General features: G+C 71.1%; 14 protein-coding genes. 5 read left to right on the forward strand and 9 right to left on the reverse strand.

The annotated features are described in order from the left end of the window. Positions 1–159: 159 nt before the first annotated feature. From OG709_RS15050 to OG709_RS15060, 3 genes are all read right to left on the reverse strand, one after another. Positions 160–729: a DUF3291 domain-containing protein gene (locus tag OG709_RS15050; protein WP_329166494.1), complete on the reverse strand. Its 570-nt coding sequence runs from the start codon at positions 727–729 to the stop codon at positions 160–162. Between the two features lie 249 nt (positions 730–978). Continuing rightward, positions 979–1,470, reverse strand: a complete 492-nt coding sequence (locus OG709_RS15055; protein WP_266642456.1) for a Zn-ribbon domain-containing OB-fold protein — start codon at positions 1,468–1,470, stop codon at positions 979–981. After that, entirely contained in the window at positions 1,467–1,919 is a 453-nt protein-coding gene (locus OG709_RS15060; RefSeq protein WP_250301246.1) for a DoxX family membrane protein, read from the reverse strand. Before OG709_RS15060 ends, OG709_RS15055 begins: the two co-directional genes overlap by 4 nt. A 169-nt stretch (positions 1,920–2,088) precedes the next feature. Here OG709_RS15060 and OG709_RS15065 point away from each other — a divergent pair, with 169 nt between their 5' ends. Further along, entirely contained in the window at positions 2,089–3,228 is a 1,140-nt protein-coding gene (locus OG709_RS15065) for a flavin-containing monooxygenase (protein WP_266642454.1), read from the forward strand. Between the two features lie 75 nt (positions 3,229–3,303). Here the strand turns inward: OG709_RS15065 and OG709_RS15070 are convergent, their stop codons facing one another. Beyond that, the gene (locus OG709_RS15070) at positions 3,304–3,933 is read right to left on the reverse strand and encodes a TetR/AcrR family transcriptional regulator (protein ID WP_266642453.1); all 630 of its coding nucleotides are present in this window, start codon (positions 3,931–3,933) and stop codon (positions 3,304–3,306) included. A gap of 105 nt (positions 3,934–4,038) precedes the next feature. Between OG709_RS15070 and OG709_RS15075 the strand changes: the two genes are divergently transcribed. After that, entirely contained in the window at positions 4,039–5,394 is a 1,356-nt protein-coding gene (locus OG709_RS15075) for an MFS transporter (protein WP_250301243.1), read from the forward strand. Between the two features lie 192 nt (positions 5,395–5,586). Next, positions 5,587–7,812 (forward strand): acetate--CoA ligase family protein, encoded by a 2,226-nt coding sequence (locus tag OG709_RS15080; RefSeq protein WP_250301242.1) that lies wholly within the window; start codon positions 5,587–5,589, stop codon positions 7,810–7,812. A gap of 137 nt (positions 7,813–7,949) precedes the next feature. On the opposite strand, the gene OG709_RS15085 is transcribed toward OG709_RS15080, so the two are convergent. From OG709_RS15085 to OG709_RS15095, 3 genes are all read right to left on the reverse strand, one after another. Beyond that, the gene (locus tag OG709_RS15085) at positions 7,950–8,447 is read right to left on the reverse strand and encodes a nucleoside deaminase (RefSeq protein ID WP_250301241.1); all 498 of its coding nucleotides are present in this window, start codon (positions 8,445–8,447) and stop codon (positions 7,950–7,952) included. 99 nt (positions 8,448–8,546) lie between these two features. Further along, positions 8,547–9,017: a cyanase gene (gene cynS, locus OG709_RS15090; protein ID WP_250301240.1), complete on the reverse strand. Its 471-nt coding sequence runs from the start codon at positions 9,015–9,017 to the stop codon at positions 8,547–8,549. Positions 9,018–9,101: 84 nt separating this feature from the next. After that, positions 9,102–9,785 carry a carbonic anhydrase gene (locus tag OG709_RS15095; RefSeq protein WP_266642449.1) on the reverse strand — a complete coding sequence of 228 codons (684 nt, stop codon included), beginning with the start codon at positions 9,783–9,785 and terminating at the stop codon, positions 9,102–9,104. Between the two features lie 124 nt (positions 9,786–9,909). Here OG709_RS15095 and cynR point away from each other — a divergent pair, with 124 nt between their 5' ends. Both cynR and OG709_RS15105 read left to right on the forward strand, forming a co-directional pair. Continuing rightward, positions 9,910–10,833, forward strand: a complete 924-nt coding sequence (cynR, locus tag OG709_RS15100) for a transcriptional regulator CynR (RefSeq protein ID WP_266642447.1) — start codon at positions 9,910–9,912, stop codon at positions 10,831–10,833. Between the two features lie 29 nt (positions 10,834–10,862). After that, positions 10,863–11,702 (forward strand): enoyl-CoA hydratase/isomerase family protein, encoded by an 840-nt coding sequence (locus tag OG709_RS15105; RefSeq protein WP_284348080.1) that lies wholly within the window; start codon positions 10,863–10,865, stop codon positions 11,700–11,702. A 109-nt stretch (positions 11,703–11,811) separates the two neighbouring features. Here the strand turns inward: OG709_RS15105 and OG709_RS15110 are convergent, their stop codons facing one another. Continuing rightward, positions 11,812–12,573 (reverse strand): class I SAM-dependent methyltransferase, encoded by a 762-nt coding sequence (locus tag OG709_RS15110; protein WP_250301237.1) that lies wholly within the window; start codon positions 12,571–12,573, stop codon positions 11,812–11,814. Positions 12,574–12,740: 167 nt separating this feature from the next. Next, positions 12,741–13,700, reverse strand: coding sequence for a transporter (locus OG709_RS15115; RefSeq protein ID WP_250301236.1), 960 nt, complete (start codon positions 13,698–13,700; stop codon positions 12,741–12,743). Between the last annotated feature and the right edge of the window lie 186 nt (positions 13,701–13,886).

Consider the following 13,886-nt stretch of genomic DNA (forward strand, 5'->3'; position numbering starts at 1 on the left):
AACGGTGATGAGACTCGCCGGATCGGCCGAACTCATCGCTGCGGCCGTGACCGGACAGGTCCTGGTCGTCGGGGATACCCAGGGCGTGGCTCACGGGCTGCTGCCTCTACGCCGCCGTGACCTTGCCGGGGCTCTTGGCAACTCTAGAGAATCTGCGGCTCAATGCACTTCGACGCGCGTCGGTCCCGGCCCGCCGCCTTCGCTCCTGGTCGGAGTTCCGTCCGGTGCGAACGAGTGGTGGAAGGTGAAGGCGTGCGGCCCGGGTCCGTGGTCGTGGAGGTGTTCCAGCCCGGAAACCCCCTCCTGCCAGGTGGGTATCGTGCCGTCGGCGACCCACCAGAGCACATGACCCGGGTGTCCCGTCCTCTCGAACCAGTCGGAACGCCTGCTGAGCGCCGCGCGGTGCGGACCGGTGTAGAGGGAGTCGAAGGCGGGGCGCAGGTCGGTCCAGAGCGAGAGGGTCGCGGCCAGGGCGATGGTTTCCGGGGTGCGGCCCTTCTCGTACCAGGCCGGAACAGCGAACTCTCCCCACTCACCCCAGTCCGATTCGAAATCCGTCCGTGCGCCCAGGCTGCGATCTGCCGCTTCAGCACGAGCGATGTACGCGGGGTGCCCGCCGATCTCCCGGTAGACGGCCGCACCGCTCTCGTGGAACTCCCTCGTCAGACGTGCGGGATCGGCGAGGGGTGATTTCAGGACGCCGAAGGTGTACAGAGCAAGATGGGGCATGCGTCTCTCCCTGGTCGGGGGTGCCTGGTGCGGACCCGATTCGGTGGACTACGCATGGGCGAGGATTCGTGGGGTGTGACCCACTCGTCCCGTGACAGGTGGCTCAGCCTGAAGGAACCCCTGTACGACCATGGGCGACCGCCGAACGCCAGGTGAAGGTAGCTGCCTTTGCGGGCCATGTCGAAGTTGCCTTTTGGCGGTCCAAGTGGCTTCCTGCACAGGCCTTTTCGCCTACCGCCGTTCCGGCGACTACCGCGCGGCGTCCGGCGTCGCAGCCTTCCGGAAGACCGGTACGGACGTACCGGGGGTCAGCTCCCGGAAGGTGACGTCCAGCGCCATGCCGATCCGCAGGTCGTCCTCCGGGCAGTCGACGATCTCCGTCATCATGCGCGGCCCCTCGGCCAGGTCGACGACCGCGGCCGTGTACGGGACGCGGGAGCCGAAGGGGGGCAGGTCGTTGCGGTGGACGACGGACCAGGTGTAGAGGGTGGCCCGGCCGCTCGCCCGTTCCCAGGTGACGTCCTCGCTCCAGCAGTGCGGGCAGAACTCGCGCGGATAGTGGTGCGGCTTCGCGCAGGCGCCGCAGCGCCGGATCAGCAGGTGGCCCTCGCGGGCGGCGTCCCAGTAGGGCTCGGTGAAGGCGTCGGGTTCGGGGAGGTCGAACCGTGCGGCCGGGCGCGCGGGCGGGGTCGCGGCAGGCGTGGCGGACTGGGTCGCGGACGGGGTCGCGGGCTTGGTCATGAGAAGAGTCCGATCGCGTGGTCGAGGGACCAGGTCTGCCAGGCCATCGCGCCGAGGGCGGCCAGGGAGATCAGCGCCATCATCGCGTTCTGCCCCTGTTCGGCCCAGTCGTGGATCATCAGCACCAGGTAGAGGAGGTTCAGGAGGAGGCCCGCGACGAGCGCCACGGGGGTCAGGAGGCCGACCACCAGGCCTAGCCCCAGGGCGAGTTCGGCGTAGACGACGACGTACGCCATCACCTTGGGGCGGGGCGCGACCACCTTCTCGAAGCCGCGCTTCACCACCGGCCACTTGTGCTTGCCCGCGACGTCCGCCGCCCAGGCGATGCCCGTACCCCGTTCGAACCAGGCCGACTTGTCCTTGTGGCGCCAGCTCTCCAGCCACCACAGACCGAGTCCGATACGGAGTACGGCGAGCCATTCGGCGCCGCTGAGCCAGATCGAATGCATCGGGGCTTCCTCACTCGCCTTCCGAACGTACCCATCAGCTTTCTGACGGTACGTCAGTTCAGCCGATGGAAGGTGTCGCGCGCAAGGGGCGTGCAGGCGTGATCGATTCGCAACCGGTTGTGACCTTGACCGTGACCTATCAACGGAATGGGCGGTTACGCTCCGATTCATGGACGACACGAACGACGCCCGGCCCGTCTACGTCATCGGCGCCGGACCGGGTGGCCTGGCCGTTGCCGCCGCGCTGCGCGACCAGGGAGTACGGGCCGTCGTACTGGAGAAGTCCGACGCCGTCGGGGCCTCCTGGCGCCGCCACTACAACCGGCTGCACCTACACACCACCCGGCGGCACTCGTCCCTGCCGGGGCTGCGGATGCCGCGCTCCTTCGGGCGCTGGGTGGCGCGCGAGGACGTCGTGCGGTACCTGGAGACGTACGCGCGGCACCAGGAGCTGGAGATCGTCACGGGGGTCGAGGTCTCCCGCATCACCCCCGCCGAGGGCTCCGGCTGGCTGCTGCACGCCACCGGTGGACGGCAGTTGAACGGGCGCGCGGTGGTCGTGGCCACCGGCTACAACCACACCCCGGCGCTGCCGGACCGGGCGGGCGCGGACACGTACAGCGGGGAGCTGCTGCACGCGGGCGAGTACCGCGAGGCGGGTCCGTACGCGGGCCGGGACGTGCTCGTCGTCGGCGCGGGGAACACCGGTGCGGAGATCGCCGTCGACCTGATGGAGGGCGGCGCGGCCCGGGTACGGCTGGCGATCCGTACGGTTCCGCACATCCTCCGGCGCTCGACGGCCGGGTGGCCCGCGCAGTACACCGGCATCCTGGTCCGCAGACTGCCGACCCGGCTGGTGGACCGGGCCGCCGGGCTGATGAGCCGGATCGCGGTGCCCGACCTCTCCGCGCAGGGGCTGCCGCGCCCCGACACCGGTCTGTACTCGCGGGTGCGCCAGGGGGCGATCCCCGTGCAGGACGTCGGGCTGATCGCCGCGGTGCGCACCGGACGGGTCGAACCGGTCGCGGCCGTGGACTCCTTCGACGGCGGCACGGTGGTCCTGGCCGACGGCGCCCGGATCCAACCGGACGCGGTGATAGCGGCGACCGGCTACCGGCGCGGACTGGAGCCGCTGGTGGGGCACTTGGGCGTACTGGACGGACGGGGGCGGCCGGTCACGCACGGGCGCCGCACGCCGAAGCAGGCGCCGGGGCTCTACTTCACCGGGTTCACCAACCCGATCAGCGGGATGCTCCGCGAGCTGGCCATCGACGCGCGGAAGATCGCTTCGGCCATCGCCCGGCGGTGAGCACGGCGCTACCGGCCCGGCCCGACGGGCGCCGCCCCGTCACCCGCCCCGTCACTCGCCCTGCCAGCCGCCCTGTCAGCCCAGGCGGCGCAGGAAGGATTCGACCAGCCGGTCGGTGAAGTCCTTGCCGACCGGCTCGTCCGTGACCAGGACGCGGTAGTAGAGCGGGCCCACGATCTGGTCGGTCTCGGCGGCCACGTCGAGGTCCGCGGGCAGCTCCCCGCGCAGTACGGCGCGCTCCAGCGGCGCACGGTCGCGGCGGCGCTGCTCGTCGAGGTACCTGGCCCGGAAGACCTCGGCGAACGCCGGGTCGTGCTGGCTCTGTGCCATCAGCGCCTTGAAGACGGCCCCGGGATCGGTCCCGCCGAGGAAGTGGCCCAGCCGGCCCAGGTGATCGCTCAGGTCGCGCGCGACATCGCCGTGGTCGAGCGAAGGCGGCTCCTCCGCCACATCCTGCAGGAAGGCGTCCATCAGGACCTCGGTCTTGGTGCGCCACCAGCGGTAGATGGTCTGCTTGGCTACCCCGGCCCGCGCCGCGATGCCCTCCATCGTGACGCCCGCGAAGCCCTTCTCGGCGAGCAGGTCGTCGGCCGCCTCCAGCACCGCGAACCGGGCGATCTCGCTGCGCCCGTGCCGATTGCCGTGGTGGCGTCGGCCCGACGTACCGACGGCCCCACCCCGGGCGGATCCTGCCGCAACTCCCATGGCGCCTCCCTTTACCCCAGGATAGTCAGCCGCCCTAGACCTCACGCAACGGTGCGTCTACTCTAGCGGCTACACCTTCGCTCACACGTTCACAGCCTGAATCTCATGAGGAGACAACCGAGGATGTGTGCCGCCTGCGGCATTTCCACCCACCTGGCGGAGCCGGAAGAGGGCCCGCCCACCGGGGCGTTGACCGACAAGACCCTGAACTCCGCCCCGCCCGCGGGCCCGCCCCAGCGGTTCGCCGCGCTGCGTAACCGCGACTGCCGTCCGTACCTGTTCGGCGCGGCGCTCTCGATGATGGCCGACAACATCGAACACGTCATCACCTACTGGGTGCTGTGGCAGACGTTCCACTCCCCGGCGCTGACCGGGTTCCAGGTCATCAGCCACTGGGTGCCGTTCCTGCTGCTCTCGATGTGGTTCGGCTCGCTGGCCGACCGCTACGACTGCCGCCGCATCATCCAGGCGGCGCAGGGCCTGTTCATGGCGGTCTCCGTCACCTGGGGCATCCTGTTCCTCACCGACTCCCTCCACATGTGGGAGGCGTGCGTCCTGCTCGTCCTGCACGGCCTGGCCGGTTCGCTGTGGAGTCCGGGCGAGCAGTTGATGCTGCACGACTTCGTCGGCCCCACCGAACTGCCCAGCGCGGTACGGCTGAACGCCACCTTCCGCAGCCTGGGCGTCCTGTTCGGCCCGGTCGTCGGATCCGCGCTGCTGCTGGGGCTCGGCCCCACCGCCGGCATCTTCGCCAACGTCGCGTTCTACCTGCCGCTGACGCTCTTCCTCTTCCGTACCAAATTCACCGGCCACACCCGCGACCGGCACAGCCGGCCACGGGTGGGACCACTGGAATCGCTGCGTGTCATACGGCAGATCGCGGCCAACCGCACCCTGGTCAGCATGATCATCCTGGGCGGTCTGGGCTCCTTCTTCGTCGGCGCCTCGCTCCAGTCCTCGATGCCGATCTTCGCCCACGACCTCGGCGCCGGAAGTGCCGGACTCGCCTACGGGGTCCTGCTGTTCGCCAACGGTGCGGGCGGAGTCGTCGGCGGCATCGTCCTGGAGGCGACCGGGTGGATCAAACCCCATGTGCCCGCCGCCGTCATCAGTACCGCCGTGTACGGCGTGACCAGCCTCTTCTTCGCCCTCACCACCAGCTACCCGGTGGCCCTGATGCTGCTGCTGGTCGGCGGCGTCGCCAACCTGGCCTCGATGTCGATCGGCCAGACCGTCGTGCAGCTGGTCGCCCCCGCCGCCGACCGCGGCCGGGTCCTCGGCGTCTACGGCATGTCCGCCAACGGACTGCGCGCGGGCAGCGGCTTCACCGTCGGCCTGCTGGGCGCCGCCATCGGCGTCCACGCGTCGCTGGGCTTCAGCGCCGCCGCCCTGTGCGTCGGCACCGCAGCGGCGGGAGTGCACGCCCTGCGCGGCCACCGCCGGGCCGCCTCGGCCGGCTGACCGGGACGGGCCGGGGCGCCTCACCCGGCTGACCGGGACGAGCCGGGGCGCCTCGCCCGGCCGAGCGGGACGGGCCACGCCGCCCCCTCCGCCACAGTCTTTGCTTGCAGCACTGTTCCTGACGGGCCGTCAGTTCAGTAACCTGACTAAGTGTCAGGTTCTTCGGCCATCGAGCAGGAGCGGGCGGAAACGATGCTTGGATCGACTCACGGCACCCTCACCACCGACTTCCGTGCGCGCGTGGTGGCCTGCGGGGAGCAGCCCCCCGTCGCCGTCCACGGCACGGCAGCAGCGGAAGGCGACCTGGATGTCAGCGGACGCCCGCTGTACGCGTCCGTGCCCGACCTGGACCGGTTCTTCCGGCCCGAGTCGGTGGCCGTCATCGGCGCGTCCGACGCCGAAGGGCGGCCCAACACCGGGATCACCCGCCAGCTGATGGCCTGGTCGGAACGGGTGGGCGCCCGGCTGTTCCCCGTACATCCGACGCGCGAGTCGGTCTTCGGCATCCCCTGCTCGCCCACCGTGGCCGCGCTGCCCGAACAGGTCGACCTGGCCGTCCTGCTGGTCGCCGACCCACTGCCGGTCATCCAGCAACTGGCCGAGGCCAAGGTGAAGTTCGCGGTGGCCTTCGCCTCCGGGTTCGCCGAGACCGGCGAGGAGGGCGCGAGCGCCCAGACCCGGCTGACGGCGGCCGTGGAGCGCTCGGGCCTGCGGCTGCTGGGCCCGAACACCAATCTCAACGCCTTCGAGAAGTTCCGCGACGACCTGGAGGGCCCGGCGGTCGCGCTGATCACCCAGTCCGGCCACCAGGGCCGCCCGGTCTTCGCCATGCAGGAGCTGGGCATACGCCTCTCGCACTGGGCGCCCACCGGCAACGAGGCCGACCTGGAGACCTCCGACTTCATCTCGTACTTCGCCGAGCGCCCCGAGGTCGGGGCCATCGCGTGCTACGTCGAGGGCCTGAAGGACGGCCGTTCCTTCCTGCTCGCCGCGGACCGGGCGGCGCGCGCGGGGGTGCCGGTGGTCGCGGTCAAGGTGGGGCGTACGGAGCTTGGCGCCAGGTCGGCCGCTTCCCACACCGGCAAGCTCACCGGCGCGGACCAGGTGGTCGACGCGGCCATGCGGCAGTTCGGGGTGGTCCGGGTGAACGGGCTGGACGAACTCCAGGACACCTCCGCCCTGTTGGCCCGTGCCAGGAAGCCGCAGGCCGAAGGCGTGGTGGTCTACTCGATCTCTGGCGGCACGGGTGCGCACTTCGCCGACCTGGCGACGGCGGCGGGCATCGCGCTGCCGACGCTGTCCGCCGACAAGCAGGACGAGCTGCACACCTGGATCCCGGAGTACCTGAACGTCGCGAACCCCGTCGACAACGGCGGCCACCCGGTGGGCGACTGGCGCGGCCGGAAGATCATCGACGCGATTCTCGCCGACCCGGAGGTGGGGGTCCTGATCTGTCCGATCACCGGCCCGTTCCCGCCGATGAGCGACAAACTGGCCCAGGACCTGGTGGACGCGGCCGAGGCCACGGACAAGCTGGTGTGTGTGGTGTGGGGGTCGCCGGTCGGCACCGAGGAGGCGTACCGCACGACGCTGCTCGGCTCGTCCCGGGTGGCCACCTTCCGTACCTTCGGCAACTGCGTCACCGCGGTGAAGGCGTACCTGGACCACCACCGCTTCACCGCCCACTACACCTCCCCCTTCGACGAGGCGCCCCGCACCCCGTCCCCCTCCTTCCGCAAGGCGCAGGCCCTGATGCGCCCGAACCAGCAGCTCAGCGAGCACGCGGCGAAGCAACTGCTACGGGCGTACGGGATCCGCGTCCCGCGCGAACAGCTGGTGACGAGCGCCGCCGCCGCGGTACGGGCGGCCGGTCTCGTCGGCTACCCGGTCGTCATGAAGGCGTCGGGGGCGCAGCTGGCCCACAAGACCGAACTCGGCCTGGTGAAGGTCGGGTTGACCTCGGCCAGCCAGGTGCGGGACGCGTACCGCGAGCTGACCGACATCGCCCGGTACGAAGGGATCGAACTGGATGGCATCCTGGTCTGCCAGATGGTGGAACGCGGGGTGGAGATGGTCGTGGGCGTCACCACGGACGCCCTGTTCGGCCCGACGGTGACGGTCGGCCTGGGCGGCGTCCTGGTCGAACTGCTCGGCGACACAGCGGTGCGGGTGCCCCCGTTCGGCGAGGACCAGGCACGGGCGATGCTCGGCGAACTGCGCGGCCACCCGCTGCTGGAGGGCGGGGTACGGGGGGCGCCGCCGGCGGACGTGGACGCGCTGGTGGAGGTGGTGCTCCGGGTGCAGCGGATGGCGCTGGAGCTGGGGGACCAGCTGGCGGAACTGGATGTGAATCCGCTGATGGTGCTGGGACGCGGGCAGGGGGCGGTGGCGCTGGACGCGCTCGCGGTGTGCCGGTGACGGTTCCGGTGACGGTTCCGGTTCCGGTGACGCGAGCGGGGGCGCCGGGGCGTGGGGACCCGGCGCCCCATCGGCGGCCGGACTGCGGGCCGTCAGACGGTGGGCGGTCAGGCCGTGGGCGGTCAGGCCGTGGGCGGTCAGGCGGTGGGGGCGCCCGGTACCCGGCGCTCACCGCCGTTGCGCTCCTGCCACGTCCGGTACACATCAGTGGCCGCCTCGCGCGGCTCGTGGCGCATCGGCAGGCGGCGCTGGGTGTAGTCCTTGGCGAACTCACCGTAGAAGGTGTCCAGTTCGAAGTACTTGCGGTCGTCCACGTAGTGCGGTTCGTAGGCGTCGCGGGTGGTCAGGAACACCACCTCGTCCGGGGAGCAGTAGTACAGCGCGCCCAGGCACATCGGGCACGGGTGGGCGAGTACGTAGATGACCGTGCCGGTCAGGTGCTCGGTGCCGAGCTTCGTGCACGCCTCGCGGATGGCGAGCACCTCGGCGTGCGCGGTGGGGTCGGAGGTCTGGGCGACCTTGTTGCCGCTCTCGGCCAGGATCTCGCCGTCCTTGACGATGACGGTCGCGAAGGGGCGCCCGCCCTCCTCGACGTTGCGGCGGGCGAGGTCGATCGTGCGCTGTGCGAAGTCCATCGGGTCTCCTTCAGGGGGCGTGAGGGGCGGGGCCGGGGCCGGGCGCCGGTGACCACCGCGATGCGGCAGTCACCGGCTCGGCAATCACCGATGCGGCCTTCAGAAGGGCTTCGTCGGGAGGTACTTGCCGTCCAGGGTGATGACCGCGCGCTCCCCGCCCTCGGGGTCGGCGACCTTCTGCACGTCCAGCCGGAAGTTGATCGCGCTGATGATGCCGTCGCCGAACTGCTCGTGGACCAGCGCCTTCAGCGTGGTGCCGTAGACCTGGAGCATTTCGTAGAAGCGGTAGATGGTCGGGTCGGTCGGGATGCCGCCCTCGATGGAGCCGCGCATCGGGACGGTACGGAGCAGCAGCGCCGCATCGTCGTCCAGGCCCAGCAGCTCGGCGACGGCGCGCGCGGACTCCTCGGGCAGGGCGTGCTGGCCGAGCACGGCGGCGGTGACGAAGGCGACCGACAGACCGGCGGCGTCGGCGATCTGCTGCCAGGACAGGTCCTTGCGCACCTTCGCCTCGACGGCGGTCACGGCCAGGGCCTGGCGGGCGGTGGGGTCGAGCTGGGCGTGCAGCATGGGAGGGACTTCCTTCCGGAGGGGTGCCGTGCGCCGGGTTCGGGGCGCGGCGGGGGGTTCGGGGTGGGGGGTACGGGCGAACGGTCAGGCCGCGAGGGCAGCCGGGTGGCCCAGGGAATCGGTGAAGCCGGTGGAATCGGTGGCGCCCATGGCAGGTGGCGGCCCCGCGGGGTCGAGCACCTCGACGGTCCCGGCCGGGATGTCGTAGACCCAGCCGTGCAGGCTCAGCGTGCGCTCGGCGAGGGCGCGGGCCACCGAGGGGTGGGTCGCGAGGTTCACCAGCTGCGCCCGTACGTTCTCGCGCACCAGAGCGGCCACGTCCGTCCCACAGGTCCCACCGGTCCCACCCGTCGCGCCGTTCGCGGCGGTGGCACGCGCCCGGGAGGCATCGGCGTGCCGCAGCCAGTCGGCGACCGCCGGCAGCCCGGTGAGGTCGTGCTGCTCGGCGAGGGCGGTCATGGCGCCGCAGGCGGAGTGCCCGCACACCACGATCTCGGACACCCCCAGGACGGCGACGGCGTACTCGATACTGGCCGCGACACCGTCCGGGCCGGGGGCGTGCGCCGGTACGAGGTTGCCCGCGGTCCGGATGACGAACAGCTCGCCCGGCTCGCTCTGGGTGATCAGCTCGGGCACCACCCGGGCGTCGGAGCAGCTGATGAACAGGGTCGTCGGGCGGTGGGTACCGGCGAGGTGCGTGAAGAGTTCCGCCTTGGCGGGGAAGACGTCGTGCTGGAATCGGGCGACGCCTTCGGCAAGGTCATGCATGGTCACTCCCTTCGGTGGCTGCCGGTCCTGCGGGGCCGACGGAATCCACCATGCATGAGCTGGCCCTATAGCGTCCAAGACGCACTACGCATGCCAGCCATTGGTGACATCTATAGTTGCGGTCATGGCTCCGGAACTCCGTCATCTGCGCTATCTGCTCGCCGTCGCCGAGCACGGCAGCTTCACCCGCGCGGCGGAAGACCTGCGCGTCTCCCAGCCCACCCTGTCCCAGCAGGTCAGGCAGCTGGAGCGGACCGTGGGAGCCCAGCTGCTCGACCGCACGGGCCGCACCGTACGGCTCACCGACGCGGGCCGGGCGTACACGCACTACGCGCGCCGCGCCCTGCGGGATCTGGCTGCGGCCGAACGCGCCGTACTGGATGTCGCCGACCTCTCGCGGGGAACGCTGCGGCTGGCGGTCACCCCGACCTTCACCGCCTACCTGGTGGGTCCCCTGGTCGCCGAACTCCACACCCGGCACCCCGGCATCACGCTGGACGTACGGGAGACGACCCAGGACCGCATCGAGTCCGGGCTGCTGGCCGACACGGTCGACCTCGGTATCGCCTTCGACGGCCCCCGTCCGGCCGGTATCGCCTCGACGGCACTGTTCACCGAGACCCTGAGCCTGGTCGTGGGCGACCACCGGCCGGGCGCCGCTGCCGAACCCGGCGCGCCCCGCTCCGTACAGGAGCTGACCGCACAACAACTCGCGCTGCTCAGCGCGGACTTCGCCACCCGTGGCCACATCGATGCCTACTTCGCGGCCCACCGGGTGCGACCGCACATCGCGGTGGAGGCCAACTCCATCCAGGCCCTGACCGAAATCGTCCGGCGCACCCCGCTGGCCACGGTCCTGCCCGACGCCATCACCCACGACCACCCCCATCTGACGCCCGTCCCCCTCGAACCGCCCCTCCCGGCCCGAACCGTCACGCTGCTGCGACGTGAGGGCGCCTACCGGAGCGCCGCCGCCCGCGCCTTCACCGACCTGACCCGTGAACTGGTCCGCGCACGCGGTTACGCCCCGCCCGACCCGGCGCCGTGACCCGGCCGCCCGACTGCCGAAAGGCCCCGATGACTTCCGAGAGCACGACGCCCGAAGCCCCGACCTCGGCCCCCACCTCCGTCCCGGACACCGTCCTGCACACCGTCCGTGACTCCGTCTCCCTCATCACCCTCAACCGGCCCGAGGCGATGAACGCGGTCACCTGGTCGCAGCGCGAGCGCATCATCGGCCTGCTGGCGGAGGCCACCGCCGACCCGGACATCCGGGCGGTCGTCATCACCGCGACCGGCAGGGGATTCTGCGCGGGCGCCGACCTCCGGGGCGCGCCCGCCACCGGCGAGCGGGTCCCCGGCGATGTGGCCCGCACGATCCGGCTGGGCGCGCAGCGCCTCGTAGCCGCCGTACTCGACTGCGAGAAGCCGGTGATCGCCGCGGTCAACGGCACCGCGGCCGGGATCGGCGCCCACCTCGCGCTGGCCTGTGATCTCGTACTGGCCGCGGAATCCGCCAAGTTCATCGAGGTGTTCGTCCGCCGCGGGCTGGTCCCGGACGGCGGCGGCGCGTATCTGTTGCCCCGGCTGGTCGGCCCGCAGCGCGCCAAGGAGCTGATGTTCTTCGGCGACTCGCTCCCGGCGGCCGACGCGGAACGGATGGGCCTGGTCAACCGGGTGGTGCCCGACGAGGAGCTGCTGAAGACCGCCCACGCCTGGGCCGAGCGCCTCGCGCAGGGGCCCACCCGCGCCCTCGCCCTCACCAAGCAACTGGTGAACAGCTCACTGGAGTCGGACCGCGCCACCGCGTTCGCCGCCGAGGCCGCCGCCCAGGAGATCAACATGACGACGGCCGACGCGAACGAGGGAGTGGCGAGCTTCGTGGAGCGGAGGGCGCCGGAGTACCGGGGCCGGTAGAAGGCGGACCGGGCACCCTCTCGATGGAAGGCGGAGCGGGCGCCCGGCCGGTGGAAAGCGGGCCGGGCGCGCGTATGCCGCCCGGCCGCCGCCCCCATGCCGGTCGGTCCTACTCCGGGTTGCTGACCCGGATCTTCGACTGGCCGTGCTTGCGGGTCTCCCAGTCGTCCATGAACCGGCCGCGCAGCCCCCGCTTCTCGGCCAGCGCGATCAGTGTCCCGGTGCGGTAGTAGAAGTCCTCCCGCAGTACCTGGTGTTCGGTCCCCTCGGTCCGGTCGAAGGTGAAGTCGAAGAAGCCGCCGGGTGCCAGGATGCGGCCGACGTGGGAGAAGCACTCGTCGATGACGTCGAGCGGCGAGTGCGAGAAGACGCTGTGCGCGTGCACCACGTCGAAGTGGGCGTCCGGGAGGAATTCCAGCTTCAGGTTCTGGGTGATGGTCAGGTGCGGCAGCTTCGCCTGGAGGTTGTACCTGGTCAGGGTCTCCTTGGCGGATATGAGGATGTCGGGCGAGATGTCGATGCCGTAGTAGTGGCCGCTGTCCAGGTAATCGATGAAGCGCCAGCCCGCACGGAGGTTGCCGCAGCCGATGTCGAGCATCCGGTGCGCGGGAGTGAGCCCGTGCTCGCCGAGGTAGTCGAACTGCATCTTGCCGAGCGCCAGCCACCGGTCGTGGGTCTGGCTGCCGACGGCCGCCTCCGGGTTGCGGGCAGTGTCGGAGGCCATGACGGCGCGGTAGTAGTCGACGTGGTTCGGGTGCTTGATACGGAGCCAGCTGTCCCGCGCGGTCCGCTTCACGTACGGCGCGACCCGAGCGGGATTCATCACTGCATAACGGACCTTGTGGGACAAGCTGGTTCGGTTTTTGAGCATGGCTTTGGACGACACGGTGCGGACCTCCGAGGTGACGGCGGGTGTGGTGTGACGTGCGTACGGATGGACGGGTGGACGGATGGACGGGTGGACGGGGAGGCAGAGACGGGGAAACGGAGACGGGCGGGCGGGGACGGGGCTGAGTCGGGCCGGCCCCGGGACCCGTCCTAGAAGCGCCGGCCGCGCAGCCTCACGACGATCAGCGCGATCAGCGCCACGGCCAGCACCAGGAAGACGGCCGACTCGATCGCCTGCAAGGACCAGAAGTCGCTGCTGGGATAGACCTTGTAGAAGCGGCCGACATAACCGTGTTCAGCCATGCACCGCTTGAGTTCGGCGCCCGAGAACTCGCAGTTGACGATCCCCTCGTGCTTGCCGGACGGGGTGAGGTATCCCCAGTCCCCGGCGGACCTGGCGCTGCCGATCAGCGCCTTGGGCTGCATACCGGGGCTGGTCCGGGTGAGCGGGGTGAGCCAGCCGAGGTGGAAGCGGCACGCGTCCAGTACGGCGCGGACGCCCAGGACGACGACCAGCGTCACCCCCATCGCGGGCAGCACCCGGCGCACCAGCAGCCCGGCCGCGGTTCCGGCGGCGAGGCCGAAGAGGGCGCCGGCCACGGCGGCCGGGCCGGTGGCGTCGAAGATGGCGCTGTCGTACCAGTAGGGGCCGTCGAGCATGTTGGAGATCGGCGCCCACCACCAGGCGACGAGCCCGGCGAACGCGGCCGAGCCCACCACCGTGCAGAGCGCGGCGAGACCGAAGCGGGAGACGAACCAGCGGACCGGTCCCACGCCCTGGGTGAGCGCCAGCCGGTAGGTGCCGCTCTCCAGCTCGCGGCCGATCAGGGGCGCACCCCAGAAGAGGCCGATGAGCACCGGCAGGGCCGCGCTGATCCAGCCGAGCATCCTGATGTGGTCGGCGTGGGTGTAGAGCAGTTCGAGAACGTACGGGCTGTCGACGCAGGGGCCGTTCCACCCCTTGCAGAGAGCGACGTGATGACTGTCGATGAACGACGTCATGTCCGCGCGCTGCAGCGCGACATAGAGCGCGCAGGCCGCGACGACGACCACGCCGACGGCTATCTGGATGCGCTGCTGGCGCCAGGCCAGCCAGAGGGTGCCCCTCACGCTTCGGCCTCCTCTGTGGTGGGTACGGACGGTGCGGCGCCCTGGCCCGGGAGCGGCGGCACCGGGGCGCGGAGGTGGGCGAGCAGGAGTTCTTCCAGCGAGGGGCGGGCGGTGTCCCAGCGGCTTCCGGCGGGACCGCCGCCGCGGACCATGGCGGTGACCTGGCGCCCGGTGACGGTGACTTCC

Origin of the sequence: Streptomyces sp. NBC_01267, from assembly GCF_036241575.1 — a bacterium.
Lineage (GTDB): Bacteria > Actinomycetota > Actinomycetes > Streptomycetales > Streptomycetaceae > Streptomyces.

Excerpts from the sequence above, each read along its gene's own strand:
- OG709_RS15110 (WP_250301237.1), bottom strand. The coding sequence starts at position 12,573 with ATGCTCAAAAACCGAACCAGCTTGTCCCACAAGGTCCGTTATGCAGTG.
- OG709_RS15050 (WP_329166494.1), bottom strand. The coding sequence starts at position 729 with ATGCCCCATCTTGCTCTGTACACCTTCGGCGTCCTGAAATCACCCCTC.
- OG709_RS15075 (WP_250301243.1), top strand. The coding sequence starts at position 4,039 with ATGAGGAGACAACCGAGGATGTGTGCCGCCTGCGGCATTTCCACCCAC.
- OG709_RS15060 (WP_250301246.1), bottom strand. The coding sequence starts at position 1,919 with ATGCATTCGATCTGGCTCAGCGGCGCCGAATGGCTCGCCGTACTCCGT.
- cynR (WP_266642447.1), top strand. The coding sequence starts at position 9,910 with ATGGCTCCGGAACTCCGTCATCTGCGCTATCTGCTCGCCGTCGCCGAG.
- cynS (WP_250301240.1), bottom strand. The coding sequence starts at position 9,017 with ATGCTGCACGCCCAGCTCGACCCCACCGCCCGCCAGGCCCTGGCCGTG.
- OG709_RS15080 (WP_250301242.1), top strand. The coding sequence starts at position 5,587 with ATGCTTGGATCGACTCACGGCACCCTCACCACCGACTTCCGTGCGCGC.
- OG709_RS15055 (WP_266642456.1), bottom strand. The coding sequence starts at position 1,470 with ATGACCAAGCCCGCGACCCCGTCCGCGACCCAGTCCGCCACGCCTGCC.
- OG709_RS15105 (WP_284348080.1), top strand. The coding sequence starts at position 10,863 with ATGACTTCCGAGAGCACGACGCCCGAAGCCCCGACCTCGGCCCCCACC.
- OG709_RS15070 (WP_266642453.1), bottom strand. The coding sequence starts at position 3,933 with ATGGGAGTTGCGGCAGGATCCGCCCGGGGTGGGGCCGTCGGTACGTCG.
- OG709_RS15085 (WP_250301241.1), bottom strand. The coding sequence starts at position 8,447 with ATGGACTTCGCACAGCGCACGATCGACCTCGCCCGCCGCAACGTCGAG.
- OG709_RS15095 (WP_266642449.1), bottom strand. The coding sequence starts at position 9,785 with ATGCATGACCTTGCCGAAGGCGTCGCCCGATTCCAGCACGACGTCTTC.
- OG709_RS15065 (WP_266642454.1), top strand. The coding sequence starts at position 2,089 with ATGGACGACACGAACGACGCCCGGCCCGTCTACGTCATCGGCGCCGGA.